The sequence below is a fragment of the Polaromonas aquatica genome, assembly GCF_042659145.1.
Classification (GTDB): Bacteria; Pseudomonadota; Gammaproteobacteria; order Burkholderiales; family Burkholderiaceae_C; genus Polaromonas; species Polaromonas aquatica.
On record NZ_JBHSRS010000084.1, the window covers coordinates 72150 to 88304 of the forward strand.

The following is a 16155-nucleotide window of genomic DNA, read 5'->3' on the forward strand; positions in this document are numbered from 1 at the left end:
CTGGCCTGTACAAGGCACACCGCTCCCCGCCAATCGTTGACAATGGCGCATGGACCAAACACAAGACTTATCTGGAAGCCGCCTGGCGCACGCATGGGCCGAACTGCAAGCCCATGCCCGCGATGAAACACCGCTGGACGCCGACGCCTACCGCCTGGCTTTTGCCGACCCCGAATTTTTGCTGCGGCGTGAAACCCGTGGCATCCGCTTTCAGCTTGAAATGCTCAAGCCCGATCTGGCGCAGCATGAACAAGGCATTGAAAACACCATCGTGGTGTTCGGCAGCGCCCGCTTTCCCGCGCCGGAGCAGGCCAACGAGGCCCTGAAACAAGCGGAGGAATCCGGTGACCAGGCCGCGCTGGCCCTGGCAAAACGCCACCTGCGCAACGCGCATTACTACGACCAGGCCCGCCTGTTTGCACGGCTGGTCGCAGGCCACAGCAATGCATGCCCGCCGGCGGAACGGTTGTTCATCTGCACCGGCGGCGGCCCGGGCATCATGGAAGCGGCCAACCGGGGTGCACAGGAAATGGGTGCGCCCACCGTAGGACTCAACATTGTTCTGCCGCACGAGCAGTCATCCAACCCCTATGTCTCACATTCCCTGAACTTCAAGTTCCACTACTTTGCCCTGCGCAAGATGCATTTCATGATGCGCGCCAAGGCCCTGCTGGCCTTTCCGGGCGGCTTTGGCACGCTGGATGAGCTGTTTGAAGTCATCACACTGGTGCAGACCCGCAAGGCCAGGCCGGTGCCCATCATCCTGTTCGGCTCCGAATACTGGAAAAGGCTCTTCAACTTTGAGGTGATGCTCGAAGAAGGCGCGATTTCACCCGAGGACCTCAAATTGTTCCAGTATGTTGATGACCCGCAAGTTGCCTGGGACAGCATCAAAAGGTTTTACAAACTCTAGAGGTCGCTCAACCCGGGCGGCTCACCTGCCGCTCAGGCCTTCAGGCCCCTTACGGCCCAGGTGCCGGCCGCGACCACGCCGCCGACAATCCAGAACAGGCCGGCCACGCCCGTCAAGGCACCCGCAGCGCCGAACAGCATGGGCATCAACACGCTCGATGCGTTGATGGTCATCAGACGAAGGCCCAGGGCCTCTCCGTGGCGTTCATGCGGTGTGATCTGGTGCAGCATGCTCATCACCATGGGTTGCACCGCACCCAGTGCGAGGCCCAGCACGATGGAGCACAAGGCCATACCCAGCGCCGAGTTCATCAACGGGTAGGCCGCAAACATCAGCGCAGTTAGGATATTCGAGATGGTGATCACGTTGCGCTCGCTCAGGCGCGAGGCAACCAGCGGCAGCAACAGGCGAATGGCGGCCGCGGCCACCGCAAACGCGCCAAGGATGGAGCCAATGACAGAAGCGCTGAGGCCGCGTTCATGTCCAAGCAGCGGCAGCACAAAAGTGTGTACGTCCCATGCCGAGGACTGCAGCCAGTTGACGAACAGCAGGCGCCGGAACATGGGCTCGCGCAGCAAGTCCCATGCGCGTTGCTTTGGCGCATCGACCGCAGGCTTCTGCATGGGAAGCTCCCTGGTCCGCCGCACCATCAGCCAGCAAACCAGCGGCAGGAATGCCAGCAACATGAAGGCCACACGGTAACCCGTCAGGTCGCCTGCAGCGGGGCCAGCGTGATCGATCAGCAAACCAGCCGCAAAAGGTCCAACAAAGTTGGCCGCCGCGGGCGAGATGGCCAGCCAGCTGAACACCTTCCTGAGCTGGGTCGTCCCCGCAGCCGCACGGCCTACATGCCGCTGCAACGCGATAACTGCAACGCCGGTCGCACCCCCGGTCAGCAAGGCCGCCAGGCAAAGCACAGGAAAAACCGGAAACACGGCTGCCAGCGCCGAACCGCCGGATGCCGCACTCACGGCAATCACCAGCGGCAGGCGCAAGCCATGCCGGTCGGCAAAACGGCCGGCCGGCAAGGCCAGGAAAACCTGTGTCAGCGCGAACAGCGACAGCAACACGCCCACGGCAGCAGCGCTGTAACCCTGCTGCAACGCGAGCAAGGGCGCCGCCAGCCGCATGCCGGTCATGGCCGCATGCAGGCACACCTGCGCCACAATCAAACGAAGCAGCTCAGGTGTCATTTTTCATGGGAAACCGTGCCGTGGCCCAATCATTACAAGCAGGAAAAGCTATCAAAAAAGTAGCACGCATAACTCAGGGCGCGTCGTCTTCACGGTCGCTGTCGCCATCGACTGAAGGCAACAGCGCCTGCGCTTGCGCATCAGGAAGCGCCTCCACACTTTTAAGCGCGCGGCGCATCTGCCGCTGCCGCGTGTCGGCCTTGTCTATGGTGTCGGACGCCTTGGCAACCTGCTCCTTGATGCGCTCAACCCATTCGCCAAACCGGTTGAATTCGGTCTTGACGGCACCCAGCACCTTCCACACCTCGGAGGCCTGCTGCTCCAGCGCCAGGGTGCGAAAACCCATGTGCAGGCTGTTGAGCATGGCCAGCAAAGTCGTTGGCCCGGCCAGCGTCACACGGTGCTGGCGCTGAACTGCATCCATCAGGCCGGGGCGGCGCAGCACTTCGGCGTACAGGCTTTCCACCGGCAGGAACAGGATCGCAAAGTCGGTCGTATGCGGCGAAGCCAGGTAGTTCTCGGCAATGGATTTCGATTCACTGCGGATGCGCGCTTCCAGGGCCTTGCCGGCAAGCTCTACACCGGCCGGATCGGCACGCTCGTGCGCGTCAAGCAGGCGTTCGTAATCGTCGCGCGGAAACTTCGCATCTATCGGCAGCCAGACCGGGGAACCGTCGGCGCTGCGCCCCGGGAAGCGCACCGCAAAATCCACGCGCTGGCCGCTGCGCGGCTTGGTCTCCACCTGCTTGCCGTACTGCTCGGGGGTCAGCACCTGTTCCAGCAGGGCCTCAAGCTGGACCTCGCCAAAAATACCCCGCGTCTTGACGTTTGTCAGCACCCGCTGCAGGCTGCCGACGCCAACGGCCAGTGTCTGCATTTCACCCAGGCCCTTGTGCACCTGGTCGAGCCGGTCGGCCACCTGCTTGAAGCTCTCGCCCAGCCGGGTCTCCAGCGTCGTCTGCAGTTTTTCATCGACCGTCTTGCGCATCTCGTCCAGCTTGGCGGCATTGGTCTGCTGCAGCTGCGCCAGTTGCGTTTCGAGGGTTTCGCGTACCTCGACCATGCGCCGCGCATTCGATTCGCTGACCGACTGCAATTGTGTGGTCAGCGTGTCCGACAGGGTTTTCTGCAGCAGGGTCAACTGCTGCGCAAAGGCGTCTATCTGCGTGTTCTGCGTGCGTATGGCTTCCGAGCTTTGCTGCACCAGTGTCTGCTGGAAGGTCGCAAAAGTCGTTGCCAGTTCCTGCCGGCTGGCGCGCGAGTTGTCGCCGATCTCGCGCCGGAGTTCGCGCTCAAGCTTGTCGTTGCCCTCGGCCATGCCCGCAAGCAGTTCAGCCCGCGACTGGCCGTTGTCGGCCGGCTTGCGAAGCAGCAGCCAGGCCACAAGCAGCAGATTCACCAGCAATAGCAGGATGATCAGCCAGAGTTCCATCAGATACGCCCTTGCATACTGTCTTTCGCCATTTATTTGCCTGCCAGCTGCGCAGCATTGATGGGGGATGGAGGCACTTTTCCTTCAAAAAAGGCAATCAGGTTGTCGGCCGCCAGGCTGGCCATGGCCAGGCGCGTCGGCATGGTGGCGCTTGCAATATGGGGCGTCAGCACCACGTTGGACAGCGCGAGCAGGTCCGGATGTACCTTGGGCTCGCCCTCAAACACGTCCAGGCCCGCTGCAGCGATGCGCTTGTCGCGCAAGGCGGCTGCCAGCGCCACATCGTCCACAATGCCGCCGCGTGCGATATTGACCAGCGTTGCAGTCGGTTTCATCATGGCCAGTTCTGCCGCGCCTATGGTGTGGTGCGATGCGGGGGAATAAGGCACGACAAGCACCACGTGGTCGGCGGTCTTGAGCAGCTCTTCCTTGCTCACATAACTGGCCTTGCATTCGGCTTCAAGCGCGGCGTCCAGACGCGAGCGGTTGTGGTAAATCACTTTCATGCCGAAACCGTGCGCACCGCGCTTGGCAATGCCCTGCCCGATGCGGCCCATGCCCATGATGCCCATGGTTGAGCCATGGATGTCGGAGCCCGCAAACATGTCGTAACGCCACTTGTTCCACTTGCCGGCACGCAGGTAATGCTCACTCTCCGTCAGGCGGCGGGCCGCCGCCATCACCAGTGCAAAACCGAAATCGGCCGTGGTTTCGGTCAAAACATCGGGGGCATTCGTGGCCAGCACGCCGGCCTCCGTCATGGCGTCAATGTCAAAGTTGTTGTAGCCCACCGCCATATTGGCGCAGATCTTCAGGTCCGGGCAGGCCGCCAGCACATCGGCGTCAATGCGGTCGCTGCCTGTCGTGAAAGCCCCCTGCTTGCCCTTCAATTTTTCTGCAAGCTGGGCCTTGCTCCAGGTTTCGTCGGCCTGGTTCGACTCGACATCAAAGTACTGCCCAAGCCTGGTGATGACTTCCGGGAAGACGGCGCGGGCGACAAGTATTTTTGGTTTGCTCATAAATGGTTATCGACTTTCTTGCGTGTTATTTGAACCAGATAAAGGTCATGATGATAAAAAGCGGAATCAGGATCGCGACCGACCATGCCATATAGCCAAAAAAGCTGGGCATTTTGATGTCGCGGTCTTCGGCAATGGCCTTGACCATCAGGTTGGGTGCATTGCCAATGTACGTGTTGGCGCCCATGAACACCGCACCGGCAGAAATCGCCGCCAGGGTCGGTGCCAGCGTGGTCATCAGGGTCTGCGCATCACCACCGGCCGTGTTGAAAAACACCAGGTAGGTGGGCGCATTGTCAAGGAATGAGCTCAACAAGCCCGTGGCCCAGAAATACATGGCCGGATCGGGCTGGCCGTCGGGCCGGGTCACCGCGGACACCACCGCACCGAAAGGACCGTTCAGGCCCGCCTTGAGCATGGCGATCACCGGGATGATGGTCAGGAAAATGCCGGCAAACAGTTTGGCCACTTCCGCCATCGGCCCCCAGGAAAACTGGTTGTCCTTGTGCACCTTGTCGGCCGTCATCTTCAGCGAAAGCAGGGTGATGGCCACCAGGCCGGCGTCACGCACCAGGCCTGGCAGGCCGACTTCGGTGCCGTACACGTCAAACACCACGGACGACTTCCAGAAACCGCTGAGCAGCACCAGCCCGGCCACGCCCGCCAGCAGCCAAAAATTGAAAACGCCATCAAAACCGAAACGTGGCGTATCCGGTGTCGGGTCGACAGGCAACACGCCTTCCTTGCGGTAGTACCAGCTGTCCAGCAAGTAAAAAATGACCAGCAGGCTGCCGGTCAAAAACAGGGTCTCGGGAAAGATGTGTTTCACGGTCCAGAAAAAATCAATCCCTTTCAGGAAACCCAGGAACAGGGGCGGGTCACCCAGCGGGGTCAGCGAACCGCCCACGTTGGAGACGATAAAAATAAAGAAAACAACAATGTGTGCGGCGTGACGCCGGTTGTCATTGGCCCGGATCAAGGGGCGAATCATCAGCATGGAGGCACCAGTGGTGCCCATGAAGCTGGCAAGGACTGCACCGATCAGCAACAGCCCGGTATTCAGGCCGGGGCTGCCATGCAGGTTGCCGCGTATAAAAATGCCGCCAGCCACCGTGAACAGGGCTGTCAGCAAAATGATGAAGGGGATGTATTCTGCGACCAGCGCATGCACCAGGCTGCTGCCGGCCATCGCCGGACCGAAGGTCAGCGTGAAGGGCAGGAAAAAAGCCAATGTCCAGGCCGCAGAAATCTTGCCGAAATGGTGGTGCCAGAACGCCGGCGCCAACAGCGGGAAGACGGCGATGGACAACAGAAGGCCGGCAAAAGGGATGCCCCACAAAGGTGAAAGCTGGCCGCCATCAAAGTCTGCCGCCAGGGCGATGCCGGGCAATAGAAGCAGCCCGGCCAGGACCGCACAGCAACGCGAAGTTTTCATGATTTTTCCATGCTTGTTGTTATTGACCTGATCAGGCCCGGCTGAGCCGATTCCCGGTCATGCAATTTCAAAAACCTGCCGCAGGTAGGCCAGGTATTTTTCGTCATCGCACATGCTCTTGGACGGCGTGTCCGACAGCTTGGCAACCGGCTGGCCATTGCAGCGGACCATCTTGATCACGATCTGCAGCGGCTCATAACCCAGGTCATTGGTCAGGTTGGTGCCAATGCCGAAAGCCAGCAGGCAACGTCCCCTGAAGCGCTGGTACAGCTCGATGGTGCGCGGCATGGTCAGGCCGTCGCTGAAAATCAGGGTCTTGGTCAGGGGGTCCACGCGGTTCGCCGCATAATGCGCAAGCATGCGTTCGCCCCACTGGAACGGGTCACCGCTGTCGTGACGCGCGCCATCGAAGAGCTTGCAGAAATACATGTCGAAATCGCGCAGGAAAGCGCTCATGCCGTACACGTCCGACAATGCAATGCCCAGGTCGCCCCGGTACTCCTTGGCCCAGGACTCAAAACCAAACACCTGGCTGTCGCGCAAACGCGGACCCAGGGCCTGACAGGCCTGCAGGTACTCATGCGCCATGGTCCCGAGCGGGATCAGGCCCAGCTTCATGGCATACAGCACATTGCTGGTGCCCGCAAGCTGCCCCTGCCGCCCCGTACCCAGGCGTGTCATCAGGGTCCGCAACACCTCTTCATGCCAGGCCTTGCTGAAACGCCGGCGCGTGCCGTAATCGGCAATCTTGAGCTCGCGCAAGCCATCGGCCTGCAGCTCCAGTATCTTGGCGTTCAAGCGTTCGCGGCCCTGGCTCAGATCGGGCGTCCTGTAGGTATTGCGAAAGTAGACCTCGTTGATGATGGCCAGCACCGGAATCTCAAACGGGATGGTGTGCAGCCACGGCCCCTTGATGGAGACCTCGATCTCGCCGGTCGGCAGGGCCGTGACCTCGACATATTTTTCGTTGAGCTTGAAGATGCCCAGGAAATCAACAAAATCACTTTTGATAAACCGCAGGCTCTTCAGGTAGGCCAGTTCGGCATCCTGGAAACGCAGGCTGCAAAGCCCGCGAATCTCTTCACGGATCTCATTGACAAACGGGGCCAGCGGCGCAATGCCGGGGGCGCCCGCATTGCGACACTTGAACTTGTACTCGACCTCCGCAGCGGGAAACTGATGCAGGACAGCCTGCATCATGGTGAACTTGTAGAGGTCGGTATCGAGCAGGCTGGTGATGATCATGGGCACTTCATAAATTCATTTTTCGGGCGAATTGCTGCGTTGTGGTGTGCTCGCAATCCTCATGCACACAAGTGCATTCCGGTTGCTGCGCGCACCACGCCTTGCACTTCATCCCGAAAATCTGAATTTCTGGAAGTGCCCATCTCGCGCGCAAGCCAAGGTTTACCCTAAAAAGTCCACTTCGAACAGCAAGGTTGCGTTCGGAGGAATCACACCGCCTGCTCCGCGCGCGCCGTAACCCAGCTCTGCCGGGATGACCAGGCGACGCGTGCCACCTACCGACATGCCCTGCACGCCTTCGTCCCAGCCGCGGATGACCTGGCCGGCACCCAGTGAAAATTCGAAGGGCTGGCCGCGGTCCTTGCTGGAGTCGAACTTGGCGCCCTGCACGCCGTCCGTGTACAGCCAGCCGGTGTAGTGCACCCTGACGTTCTGGCCGGCCTTGGCGATGGCGCCTGTGCCGAGAACAGTGTCTTCGTACTGCAGGCCGGAAGGAGTGGTGGTGGTGCTCATGGCATGGTCTTTCTTGAAATGAAATGGCGTCTCTGCCCGCCCCGCATGGAGCCGGCCTGAAACGCTCGGTAAAAAAATGAAACGAAAAGCAGCAATTGCAGGCTTTTCATGAACCCCTGACTTTACCTGCAACCAGCACAATCAGCCGGTCGGCGACAGCGGCAAGCAACTGGTTTTGTTCGGCGACCAGCATGGGCATGCCGCCGGCCTTCAGGGTCAGCAAGGCGTCGCGAATGGACTCGACCAGCACCGGGGCAATGCCTTCGCAGGGCTCGTCCAGCAACAGCAGCCTCGGGCCGGTCATCAGCGTGCGGGCAATCGCCAGCATTTGCTGCTCGCCACCACTCATGTGCGCCGCCGGGCGCCTGAGCATGGTTTTCAGGACCGGGAACAGGTCCAGCACCCTCGCCTCCTGCGCCTGGGCGTCCCTGCCGGCTGCGACCTGCAGGTTTTCACGAACGGTCAGGCCGGTGAACAGCCGCCGGTCTTCAGCCACATAACCCAGGCCGGCCCGGGCCCTGATGTGTGTTTCCCAGCGCTGGATGTCCGTGCGCCCGGCCTGTGCCTGGTAGCTGATACGGCCGCGAGTTGTCACCTCCAGGCCCATCAGCGCCTTGAGCAATGTGGACTTGCCCGCGCCATTGAGCCCCTGCAGAACGACAAATTCACCGGCCCGGACCTGCAGCGACACATCAAACAGGGCCTGAGCCGGCCCGTAAAAGGCATTGAGTTTTTCCACTTCAAGCATGAATAGCTCCTGCACCGGACTCACCCAGGTAGCGCCTGCGCACGGTGCTGTCACGGGAAATTTCTTCAAAAGAGCCCTGCGCCGCAAGCCGGCCTTCAATCAGCACCAGCACACGGTCGGCAAGCCCCGCCACGGCATCCATGTTGTGCTCGGTGTAGAGTACCGCCATGCCCTGGCGCGCAAGGTCTTTCACCAGCCGCATCAGGCCGGCACGCTCCTCTTCGGCAAGGCCCGCTGCGGGCTCGTCCAGCAGCAAGAGGCGCGGGCCGGCGGCCAGGGCCACGGCCAGTTCCAGCCGCTTTTTGGCGCCATAAGGCAAACTCAACACATCCTGGTCCGCCAACGTCTGCAGGCCGGTTTTTTCCAGCAGCGCCATCGCCGCATCATGCGACTGCGTGTCCAGCGGTTTGAAAGCAGAAATGGCCCACAGCCGGCGTGGAACCTGCGCAGCGAGCTGCACATTTTGTAGCACGGTCAGCGCCTCAAAGACCTGCGCGACCTGGAATGTACGGGCGACGCCCTGACGCAAACGCGCCGCGGGCGCCAGTCTGTTCAGTAGCTTGCCATCCCAGGCGATGGTCCCGGCGGTGGGCTGGTACTGGCCCGCCAGGCAGGCAAAACAGGTGGACTTGCCGGCGCCGTTGGGGCCGATCAATGCCACGCACTCGCCGGCAGCAAGCTCAAAGCTCACGCCATCCACGGCCTTGATGCCGCCAAAGTGCTTGACCAGGTTTTGAACTTGCAGCATCAGCCTGCCCCGCCCGAAGAAACAGCGCGCCGGCCCGCACCGCGCAAGCGGTTCAGCAGCGACAGCAGGCCGGACGGCGCGGCCACCATGATCACCATGATGAACACGCCCAGCAGGCCGCGCCAGTAAGTCACGTCACGGCCCAGCTCAGCGCCGGCATAGCTCAGCAGTGCACTGCCCGCCACCGCGCCCCATAGTTGGTGCACCCCGCCGAGCAGCACCACCAGCAAGGCATCCACCGAGGTGGCCACTGCCGCCACCGAAGGAAAAACCGCACCCTTGTGCGCGGCAAACAGGCCGCCGGCAAGGCCTGCCAGAACGGCACTCTCCACGAACACCCGGTATTTAAGCCACCCCACCGACAGGCCGGATGCGGCTGCGCGCAAAGGCGCATCGCGCAAGGCCTGCAGGGCCGCCCCCATGACGGACCGGCCGAGCAGGCGCAACGCAAAAACAGAAAGCAGCGCCAGCGCCACCAGCAATGCGTAGAACAGCGGTCTGCCCTCATCACCCACCAGCGTGAGTCCGATCAGCCCATTGTCCCCGCCGGTCAGGCTGACCCATTGCGTCGCACTGGCCCAGACCACCTGCGCCAGTGCCAGCGACAGCATGGCCAGGTAAACCCCGGCGCTGCGCACCACAGCCGCGCCGAACACAGCAGCCACCAGCAGCGCAGCAGCGCAACCCGCCGCCAGCGCCACCGGCAAGGACGCGCCCCACAGGCTGTGCGACAGCGCCGCACCATAGGCGCCCAGCCCAAAAAACGCAGCATGCCCAAAACTGATCAAGCCGCCAAGGGCCATCATGGATTGCAGGCTAATACCAAAAATCATCAGGATCAGCGCATCGGCAGCCAGCGTTTGCCAGTAAGGCCCGCCCAGCCAGGCCAGACCTGCCAGCAGCACAAAAACCAGGACGATGGCCGCCGTCGGGACCGGCCCCAGGCGAAGGCCACGGAATTTTTGCGCCGCCTCGCGCGAAACCTCCAGCGAAGACAGCGACAGGCCAAACAATCCCTGCGGGCGAAACACCAGCACCACCGCCATGGTGAGGAACACCAGCACCAGCGTGGCCTGCGGAAACACGCTGATGCCGAATGCGTGAACCATCCCTATCAGCAGCGCTGCGACAAACGCGCCGCCTATGCTGCCAAGGCCGCCCGTGACGACCACCACAAAAGTCTCCACAATCACGTTCATGTCCATCTGCAGGTGTGCGGGTTCACGTGGCAACTGGAGCGCCCCGCCCAGGCCGGCCAGCGCACAGCCAAGCACGACCGCGCCCAGCATCAGGGGCTTGGGATTCACGCCCAGCGCGGCAAGCATGTGGCGGTCATGCGTGGCAGCGCGCAAACGCCTGCCAAACAGCGAATGTTTCAACAGGAGATGCAGGCCCAGCCAGACCAGCGGGCCCAGCACGATCATCACAAGCTGGTACACCGGGAAAAAATCCTCGCCGATCTGCACCGCGCCCTTGAGCCCGGGGAAACGCGGCGCAAACACCTCGTCAACGCCAAACGCCCACTGCATGGCATCGTGCATGGCCAGCGTCAGGCCGAAGGTCGCCACCAACTGGTACAGCTCGGGTGCGCCCGCCATTCGCCTCAAGAGAAAGAACTCGGCCAGAGCCCCAGCAGCAGCAGCGCAGGCCGCTCCCAAAACAATAGCTAAAAGGTAGAGCGGCGCGCTCTCACCCCAGGCCGGGAACCAGTTGGTCACCCAGTGCGCGGTGAACAGCGCACCCAGCATGAAAAAACTGCCATGGGCAAAATTGACGATGCGCGTGACCCCAAAAATAAGGGTCAGGCCGGCCGCCATCAGGAACAGGGTGGTGGCGTACGACAGCCCACCCAGCAATTGGATGACGGAAAACGTCATGCGCTCAACTTAGCCCTGTGTACACCCGCCATCAATCTAGTCCAGCCAGGTGGTGAACTCACGGGCACTGACGCGCGGCGTACGGAAGGTGTTGACCAGCGCGGTTTCGTCGGCATAGCCGAGCGACATGCCGCAGACCAGCATCTCGCCCTCGCCTGCACCTATGTGCGGCAGGATGATTTTGGCAAAGCCGTTCCACGCGGCCTGCGGGCAGGTGTGCAGGCCATGACCGCGCGCGGCGACCATGATGTTTTGCAGGAAGGCTCCATAGTCCAGCAGGCTGCCGCGGCCCATGACCCGGTCCATCGTGAACATCAGGCCCACAGGCGCATCGAAAAAGCGGTAATTGCGCTGGTGCTGCGCATGCATCTTGTCCTTGTCGCCCTTGGTGATGCCCAGCAGGCCATACAGGCCCCAGCCGTTTTCACGGCGCCGGTCAATATAGGGCGACACCCATTTTTCGGGGTAGTAGTCGTATTCCTCCTTGTACTCGGCGGCCAGCTCGGGATTGGCGCGCAAGGCGTCGTGGGCCTGACAGACTTTGTCAGCCAGCTGTTCCTTGCTGGCGCCCTGCAGCACATAGGCTTTCCAGGGCTGTGTGTTGGTGCCCGAGGGTGCGCGGCTGGCGACTTCCAGCAGATGTTCAATAGTCGCACGGGGCACAGGCGCCGGCAGGAACTCGCGCATGGACTGGCGGCTTTCTATCGCGTGGTCCACCGCATTGACGGGAGGGGAAAACACACTGCCCGAGGCATCTGCAGCGGCAAAATCGCCGGCAAGCACCGGGGCTGGGGAATTAGCAGTTGGTTTCACTTCAATGTCTCCAGTACAGAAAGCAATTCGGGCGGCAAGGCCACTGGCCTGCGCGTGCTGCGGTCAACATACACATGGATGAAATGGCCCCTGGCCGCGCAGGTCTGGCCCTCATCGGCCGGGAACAGCCCCACCTCGTAACGCACGCTGGACGAGCCGATGTGCGCCACGCGGATGCCCGCCACCACGGCCTCGGGAAAAGCCAGCGGAGCAAAGTAGTTGCATTGGGTTTCAATCACCAGGCCGATCACGCCGCCTGAGTGAATGTCGATCGCACCCCGCTCAATCAGCAAACCGTTGACGGCCGTATCAAACCAGCTGTAGTAGACGACATTGTTGACGTGGCCGTACAGGTCGTTGTCGGACCAGCGGGTGCCAATGTTGCGGAAGGCTTTGTAGGAACTGCGGGGTTCGGCTTGGGGGCGCGCGGAAGAAGTCATGAGGAACCATTTTGCCATCTGGCCCAGTACTCGAGCGCAACCCGGTAGGTGTTCACCTGTACCTGCACGGTTTCATCGATCTTCACGCCATAACCACCAGCCATTGAAAACGCCAGTGGAATGCGGCGTTGCCAGGCCCAGTCAAAGACACGCCGGTCACGTGCCTCAAGGCCGTCGTAACTCAGCTTGAGGCGGCCCAGGCGGTCGCCTTCAAACGGGTCGGCCCCGGCCAGGAACAGCACCAGCCCGGGTTCAAAACGCCGGCCCAGTTCATCCAGGGCATGCTCCAGCGCCTGCAGGTAAGGCGCATCGGTACAGCCGTCGGGCAGCGCCACATCCAGGTCACTGGACTCCTTGCGGAAGGGGAAATTCTTTTCCCCGTGCAGGGACAGGGTGAACACGCTGGGGTCATTCAAAAAAATGCTGGCCGTGCCGTTGCCCTGGTGCACGTCCAGATCGATCACGGCCACCTGCAGCGGCTTGCGTTCATGTTTAAAGCGGCGCGCCCATTCCGCCTGCATGAGCCGCGCCGCGACGGCCGCGTCGTTGAACACACAAAACCCGCCGCCCTTGTGTGCATACGCGTGGTGCGTGCCGCCGGCCATGTTCGCCGCGATGCCCTCGTACCGCCCGTTGGGACCGGCGCCCAAAGCCGCCCGCGCAGCAGCCACGGTCGCTCCCGCCGAGCGGCGCGCACGCTCAGCCATACCGGGGCTCCACGGGAACCCGATTTCACGCTGCGCCGTGGCCTCAAGCGTGCCGTGCGTGATCGCGCTTATATATGCAGGGGTGTGCGCCAGCGCCAGTTCGCCATCACTGGCTGCGGGCGCCTGGGCCATGCGCACACCAGGCAGTTCGCTGACAACGCGGTCGCGCAGCAGCCTGTACTTGGCCATGGGAAAGCGGTGCCCCGCCGGCAGCGGCAGGACAAAGTTATCGGCGTAGAAGGCTTGCAAGAGGTCGTGTGTTCTGTATCTGGAAACCCGATTGTGGCCGGTCCCCGAAAGCCTGGCGTTCAGCCCGAAATAGGGGGTTACAACTAAAATGCTGCAGCGCAACAAAAACGCTTGCAATCAACCGGAGCAGTCCCTATACTTCAGGTCATGTTGCAGTGCAGCAATTCAGCGCAAAGCAACTATTGAGAACCCAACCACCACCCGGAGATTAATTATGTTGACCGCTGAACAAATCATCGCTTCCCACAAGGCAAACATCGAAACCCTGTTTGGTCTGACCCACAAGGCCTTTGAAGGCGTTGAAAAACTGGTCGAACTGAACGTGCAGGCCACCAAGGCTGCCCTGGCAGAAACCGCCAACCACACGCAAGCCGTGCTGGGTGTGAAAGATGCACAGGAACTGCTGGCTCTGCAAGCCGGCCTGGTCCAGCCCCTGGCCGAGAAAACCGCCGCTTACAGCCGTCACCTGTATGACATCGCTTCTGCTGCCGGCGCCGATATCGGCAAGACCTTTGAAGCCCAGACCGCCGAAGCCCAGAAGAAATTCACCGGCCTGGTCGACAACGCCGCCAAAAACGCTCCTGCCGGTTCCGAAACCGCAGTGGCCGTGCTGAAAAGCGCCGTGGCTGCTGCCAACAACGCTTTTGAATCCGTTCAAAAAGCCGTCAAACAAGCTGGCGATATCGCTGAAGCCAATTTCAACACCGTGGCAGCCTCTGCAGTGAGCGCCACCAAGACCGCCACCAAAAAGCGTTAATTCGCTAATGGCGCCTGTCTCCGGGACGCTGCCCCATCAAGTGCGGGCAGATCCCTGAACCAGTTGTCTCCTCGGGTCCTTCACGAAATCCATTTTCACGGACCCCTTAAAGCCTGACCGAAAGTTCAGGCTTTTTTTTGCCTGGACTCTCCCCTCCACAAGGCTCTCGCGCAGCCGCCTTATGGCGCCAGCATGCTGGAGCTGCCCAGCGCCGCCGCCTCGGCTGCGCAGTCACGCCCTGGCGTGCTGCCCTGCGCACGTGCCCTGGCGACCTCAAGGCGGGCGGCGTCAACCTGCGCATTGAACACCGGGTTCGCATGCAGCCTGGCCACCGTCGCGGCGCCTATCAGCCGGCCCGCCTCGATATCGCTTTGCCAGTGCACGCCGCAAATGCCGCGGCTTTGGGAAAAGGCCCGGCCGCGCTGCAGCAAGGCGTCACTGCGCTCGGGCGCAACTTCCGTCAACACCATCGCCCAGGCCCAGCCGGCAGCCGAATGGCCCGAAGGATAGGAACCATCCTTGGCCAGTGCGGCTTCCTCCCTGGGTGTGCAACTGGGCGCCTTGAAAACAACAAAGGGCCTTGTCCGCTGGTACTTGTCCTTAGCCTTGTAGGTGGCGATGCCCGCGTCGGTGAGCGTGCGGCGCAGCAGCATGTTCAGGTTCGGCGTGGCCTCCTCCGAGATCGGCAGGCCAAGCGCACAGGAAAAGGTTTCGGCAGCCTTGGGGAAACGCAGGTTGGCATCCTGCACGGCAAGCGCGCCGCGCGGCGTGCCCTGCAGCGCGGTCAGGGTGCGGAACGTGGCAGCATCGGCTGCAAGCGCAGCCGAGCCTTCGGCCGGTGGCGGTGGCAGCAGCGCCAGGCTGTCCGGCAACTCGGCAGGTGCCAGGTAGCCTTTCAGGTAACCGGAACCGGCCCGCACTTCGCCGACTTCGGCTGCAGAAATGGGTGCAACGGTTCGCGTGGCCGTACTGCAGGCGCTCGCGAGCAGTGCTACAGCCAGCATGGCTGCCGACAGGGAAAATTTCATGGTGTCTCTCTTTATGTTTTAAGTTGTTGGCTGCGCAGGGGGAGCTGCACACAAACAAGAATAACAAAGTCCTAGTGGCCAGCCGCTGCCGCTGTCCCGGCATTCAGCCTGGCCTTCAGAGCCGGTAATGCAGCCAGCATCGCGGCCCGGCCTGCATCGATGGCGCGCTGCCGGGCTGAAAAATCGGCACTCTTCAGGCCTGCCAGCGCCGGCCGCACCACCACATCGGCATCCTTCAGTTCAAACTGGTTGATGCTTTTGCCCATGATTGCAAAGGTCTGCAACAGGATTTGCAGCGTGTCGCTGGCAGGGTTGGCTTCGGGCGGGCTGGAAATATCCACGGCCACCACCACGTCGGCACCCATCTGCCGGGCAAAACGCACGGGCACGGGCGACACCAGGCCGCCGTCAACATATTCGCGGCCGCTGATCTTGACCGGCACAAACACCGCCGGCACGGCACTGGAGGCACGCACCGCCGTACCGGTGTCGCCACGCTGGAACAGCACGGCCTGCCCGTTGTTCAGGTCGGTCGCCACAATGCCCAGGGGAATCGCCATGTTTTCAATCAGGCGCCCGGCCACCAGGTCGTTGACGTAGCGCGCCAGCGCATCGCCCCTGAACATGCCGCGGCCAAAAATCGGCAGCATCCAGTCGGTGATGGCCACCTCCTCCATGTTCAGCGCCGTTTGCTGCAACTGTGCGCTGGTCTTGCCGCTGGCATAAAGCGCGGCCACCAGGCTGCCGGCCGAGGTGCCGACCACCAGTTGCGGCCTGAGCCCGGCTTCTTCGAGCACGGCAATCACGCCCACATGGGCAAAACCGCGCGCCGCCCCGCCGCCCAGCGCCAAGCCTATCCTGAGCGGTTTTTTGACGATCTCAAACGGTGCAGGCGTCACAGGCACAGGATTGTCCCGGCTCACAGGCAACGTGGTGGAACAGGCCGCCAGCATCAAGGCAGCGCCCAGGCAGGCAAGCCGCCGGCCGCAGGGAATCAGGGAGCGAATCATCCCCCGGATCGCAGGGACTCTATCAAGA

16 protein-coding genes are annotated in these 16155 nt (G+C 61.9%); 2 read left to right on the forward strand and 14 right to left on the reverse strand.

The features are described from left to right. Positions 1-49 precede the first annotated feature (49 nt). Positions 50-913: an LOG family protein gene (locus tag ACFQND_RS21575; RefSeq protein ID WP_371439600.1), complete on the forward strand. Its 864-nt coding sequence runs from the start codon at positions 50-52 to the stop codon at positions 911-913. A 32-nt stretch (positions 914-945) separates the two neighbouring features. Here ACFQND_RS21575 and ACFQND_RS21580 read toward each other — a convergent pair whose 3' ends face one another. From ACFQND_RS21580 to ACFQND_RS21635, 12 genes are all read right to left on the reverse strand, one after another. Further along, a complete protein-coding gene (locus ACFQND_RS21580) occupies positions 946-2106 on the reverse strand; it encodes an MFS transporter (protein ID WP_371439601.1) in 1161 nt (386 codons plus the stop codon). A gap of 73 nt (positions 2107-2179) precedes the next feature. Beyond that, positions 2180-3538 carry a DNA recombination protein RmuC gene (rmuC, locus tag ACFQND_RS21585; protein WP_371439602.1) on the reverse strand — a complete coding sequence of 453 codons (1359 nt, stop codon included), beginning with the start codon at positions 3536-3538 and terminating at the stop codon, positions 2180-2182. 32 nt (positions 3539-3570) lie between these two features. Then, complete coding sequence (locus ACFQND_RS21590; RefSeq protein ID WP_371439603.1) at positions 3571-4557, reverse strand: 2-hydroxyacid dehydrogenase; 987 nt, start codon at positions 4555-4557, stop codon at positions 3571-3573. A 25-nt stretch (positions 4558-4582) separates the two neighbouring features. Beyond that, entirely contained in the window at positions 4583-5992 is a 1410-nt protein-coding gene (locus ACFQND_RS21595) for a sodium:proton antiporter (RefSeq protein ID WP_371439604.1), read from the reverse strand. A gap of 57 nt (positions 5993-6049) precedes the next feature. Then, entirely contained in the window at positions 6050-7237 is a 1188-nt protein-coding gene (gene pncB / locus ACFQND_RS21600) for a nicotinate phosphoribosyltransferase (protein ID WP_371439605.1), read from the reverse strand. 162 nt (positions 7238-7399) lie between these two features. Next, complete coding sequence (locus ACFQND_RS21605; protein ID WP_371439606.1) at positions 7400-7750, reverse strand: FKBP-type peptidyl-prolyl cis-trans isomerase; 351 nt, start codon at positions 7748-7750, stop codon at positions 7400-7402. Between the two features lie 106 nt (positions 7751-7856). Continuing rightward, on the reverse strand, positions 7857-8498 hold the full coding sequence (locus ACFQND_RS21610) for an ABC transporter ATP-binding protein (protein ID WP_371439607.1): 642 nt from the start codon (positions 8496-8498) through the stop codon (positions 7857-7859). Further along, positions 8491-9246 carry an ABC transporter ATP-binding protein gene (locus tag ACFQND_RS21615; protein ID WP_371439608.1) on the reverse strand — a complete coding sequence of 252 codons (756 nt, stop codon included), beginning with the start codon at positions 9244-9246 and terminating at the stop codon, positions 8491-8493. Before ACFQND_RS21615 ends, ACFQND_RS21610 begins: the two co-directional genes overlap by 8 nt. Then, on the reverse strand, positions 9246-11123 hold the full coding sequence (locus ACFQND_RS21620) for an ABC transporter permease (protein WP_371439609.1): 1878 nt from the start codon (positions 11121-11123) through the stop codon (positions 9246-9248). Before ACFQND_RS21620 ends, ACFQND_RS21615 begins: the two co-directional genes overlap by 1 nt. A gap of 36 nt (positions 11124-11159) precedes the next feature. Then, positions 11160-11864 carry a nitroreductase gene (locus ACFQND_RS21625; RefSeq protein ID WP_371440072.1) on the reverse strand — a complete coding sequence of 235 codons (705 nt, stop codon included), beginning with the start codon at positions 11862-11864 and terminating at the stop codon, positions 11160-11162. A gap of 68 nt (positions 11865-11932) precedes the next feature. Further along, positions 11933-12376 carry an acyl-CoA thioesterase gene (locus tag ACFQND_RS21630; protein ID WP_371439610.1) on the reverse strand — a complete coding sequence of 148 codons (444 nt, stop codon included), beginning with the start codon at positions 12374-12376 and terminating at the stop codon, positions 11933-11935. Continuing rightward, positions 12373-13332, reverse strand: coding sequence for a histone deacetylase family protein (locus ACFQND_RS21635; RefSeq protein WP_371439611.1), 960 nt, complete (start codon positions 13330-13332; stop codon positions 12373-12375). The genes ACFQND_RS21630 and ACFQND_RS21635 overlap by 4 nt, the downstream gene beginning before the upstream one ends. Before the next feature lie 211 nt (positions 13333-13543). Here ACFQND_RS21635 and ACFQND_RS21640 point away from each other — a divergent pair, with 211 nt between their 5' ends. Beyond that, the gene (locus ACFQND_RS21640) at positions 13544-14089 is read left to right on the forward strand and encodes a phasin family protein (protein WP_371440073.1); all 546 of its coding nucleotides are present in this window, start codon (positions 13544-13546) and stop codon (positions 14087-14089) included. Between the two features lie 179 nt (positions 14090-14268). Here the strand turns inward: ACFQND_RS21640 and ACFQND_RS21645 are convergent, their stop codons facing one another. Then, positions 14269-15117: an acid phosphatase gene (locus tag ACFQND_RS21645; RefSeq protein WP_371439612.1), complete on the reverse strand. Its 849-nt coding sequence runs from the start codon at positions 15115-15117 to the stop codon at positions 14269-14271. Positions 15118-15188: 71 nt separating this feature from the next. Then, a complete protein-coding gene (locus tag ACFQND_RS21650; RefSeq protein WP_371439613.1) occupies positions 15189-16127 on the reverse strand; it encodes a patatin-like phospholipase family protein in 939 nt (312 codons plus the stop codon). Positions 16128-16155 lie beyond the last annotated feature (28 nt).

Bases quoted from the DNA above. Each gene is read 5' to 3' on its own strand.
- ACFQND_RS21650 (WP_371439613.1), bottom strand. From the start codon at position 16,127: ATGATTCGCTCCCTGATTCCCTGCGGCCGGCGGCTTGCCTGCCTGGGC.
- ACFQND_RS21590 (WP_371439603.1), bottom strand. From the start codon at position 4,557: ATGAGCAAACCAAAAATACTTGTCGCCCGCGCCGTCTTCCCGGAAGTC.
- ACFQND_RS21645 (WP_371439612.1), bottom strand. From the start codon at position 15,117: ATGAAATTTTCCCTGTCGGCAGCCATGCTGGCTGTAGCACTGCTCGCG.
- pncB (WP_371439605.1), bottom strand. From the start codon at position 7,237: ATGATCATCACCAGCCTGCTCGATACCGACCTCTACAAGTTCACCATG.
- ACFQND_RS21580 (WP_371439601.1), bottom strand. From the start codon at position 2,106: ATGACACCTGAGCTGCTTCGTTTGATTGTGGCGCAGGTGTGCCTGCAT.
- ACFQND_RS21595 (WP_371439604.1), bottom strand. From the start codon at position 5,992: ATGAAAACTTCGCGTTGCTGTGCGGTCCTGGCCGGGCTGCTTCTATTG.
- ACFQND_RS21610 (WP_371439607.1), bottom strand. From the start codon at position 8,498: ATGCTTGAAGTGGAAAAACTCAATGCCTTTTACGGGCCGGCTCAGGCC.
- ACFQND_RS21575 (WP_371439600.1), top strand. From the start codon at position 50: ATGGACCAAACACAAGACTTATCTGGAAGCCGCCTGGCGCACGCATGG.
- rmuC (WP_371439602.1), bottom strand. From the start codon at position 3,538: ATGGAACTCTGGCTGATCATCCTGCTATTGCTGGTGAATCTGCTGCTT.
- ACFQND_RS21605 (WP_371439606.1), bottom strand. From the start codon at position 7,750: ATGAGCACCACCACCACTCCTTCCGGCCTGCAGTACGAAGACACTGTT.
- ACFQND_RS21615 (WP_371439608.1), bottom strand. From the start codon at position 9,246: ATGCTGCAAGTTCAAAACCTGGTCAAGCACTTTGGCGGCATCAAGGCC.
- ACFQND_RS21620 (WP_371439609.1), bottom strand. From the start codon at position 11,123: ATGACGTTTTCCGTCATCCAATTGCTGGGTGGGCTGTCGTACGCCACC.
- ACFQND_RS21630 (WP_371439610.1), bottom strand. From the start codon at position 12,376: ATGACTTCTTCCGCGCGCCCCCAAGCCGAACCCCGCAGTTCCTACAAA.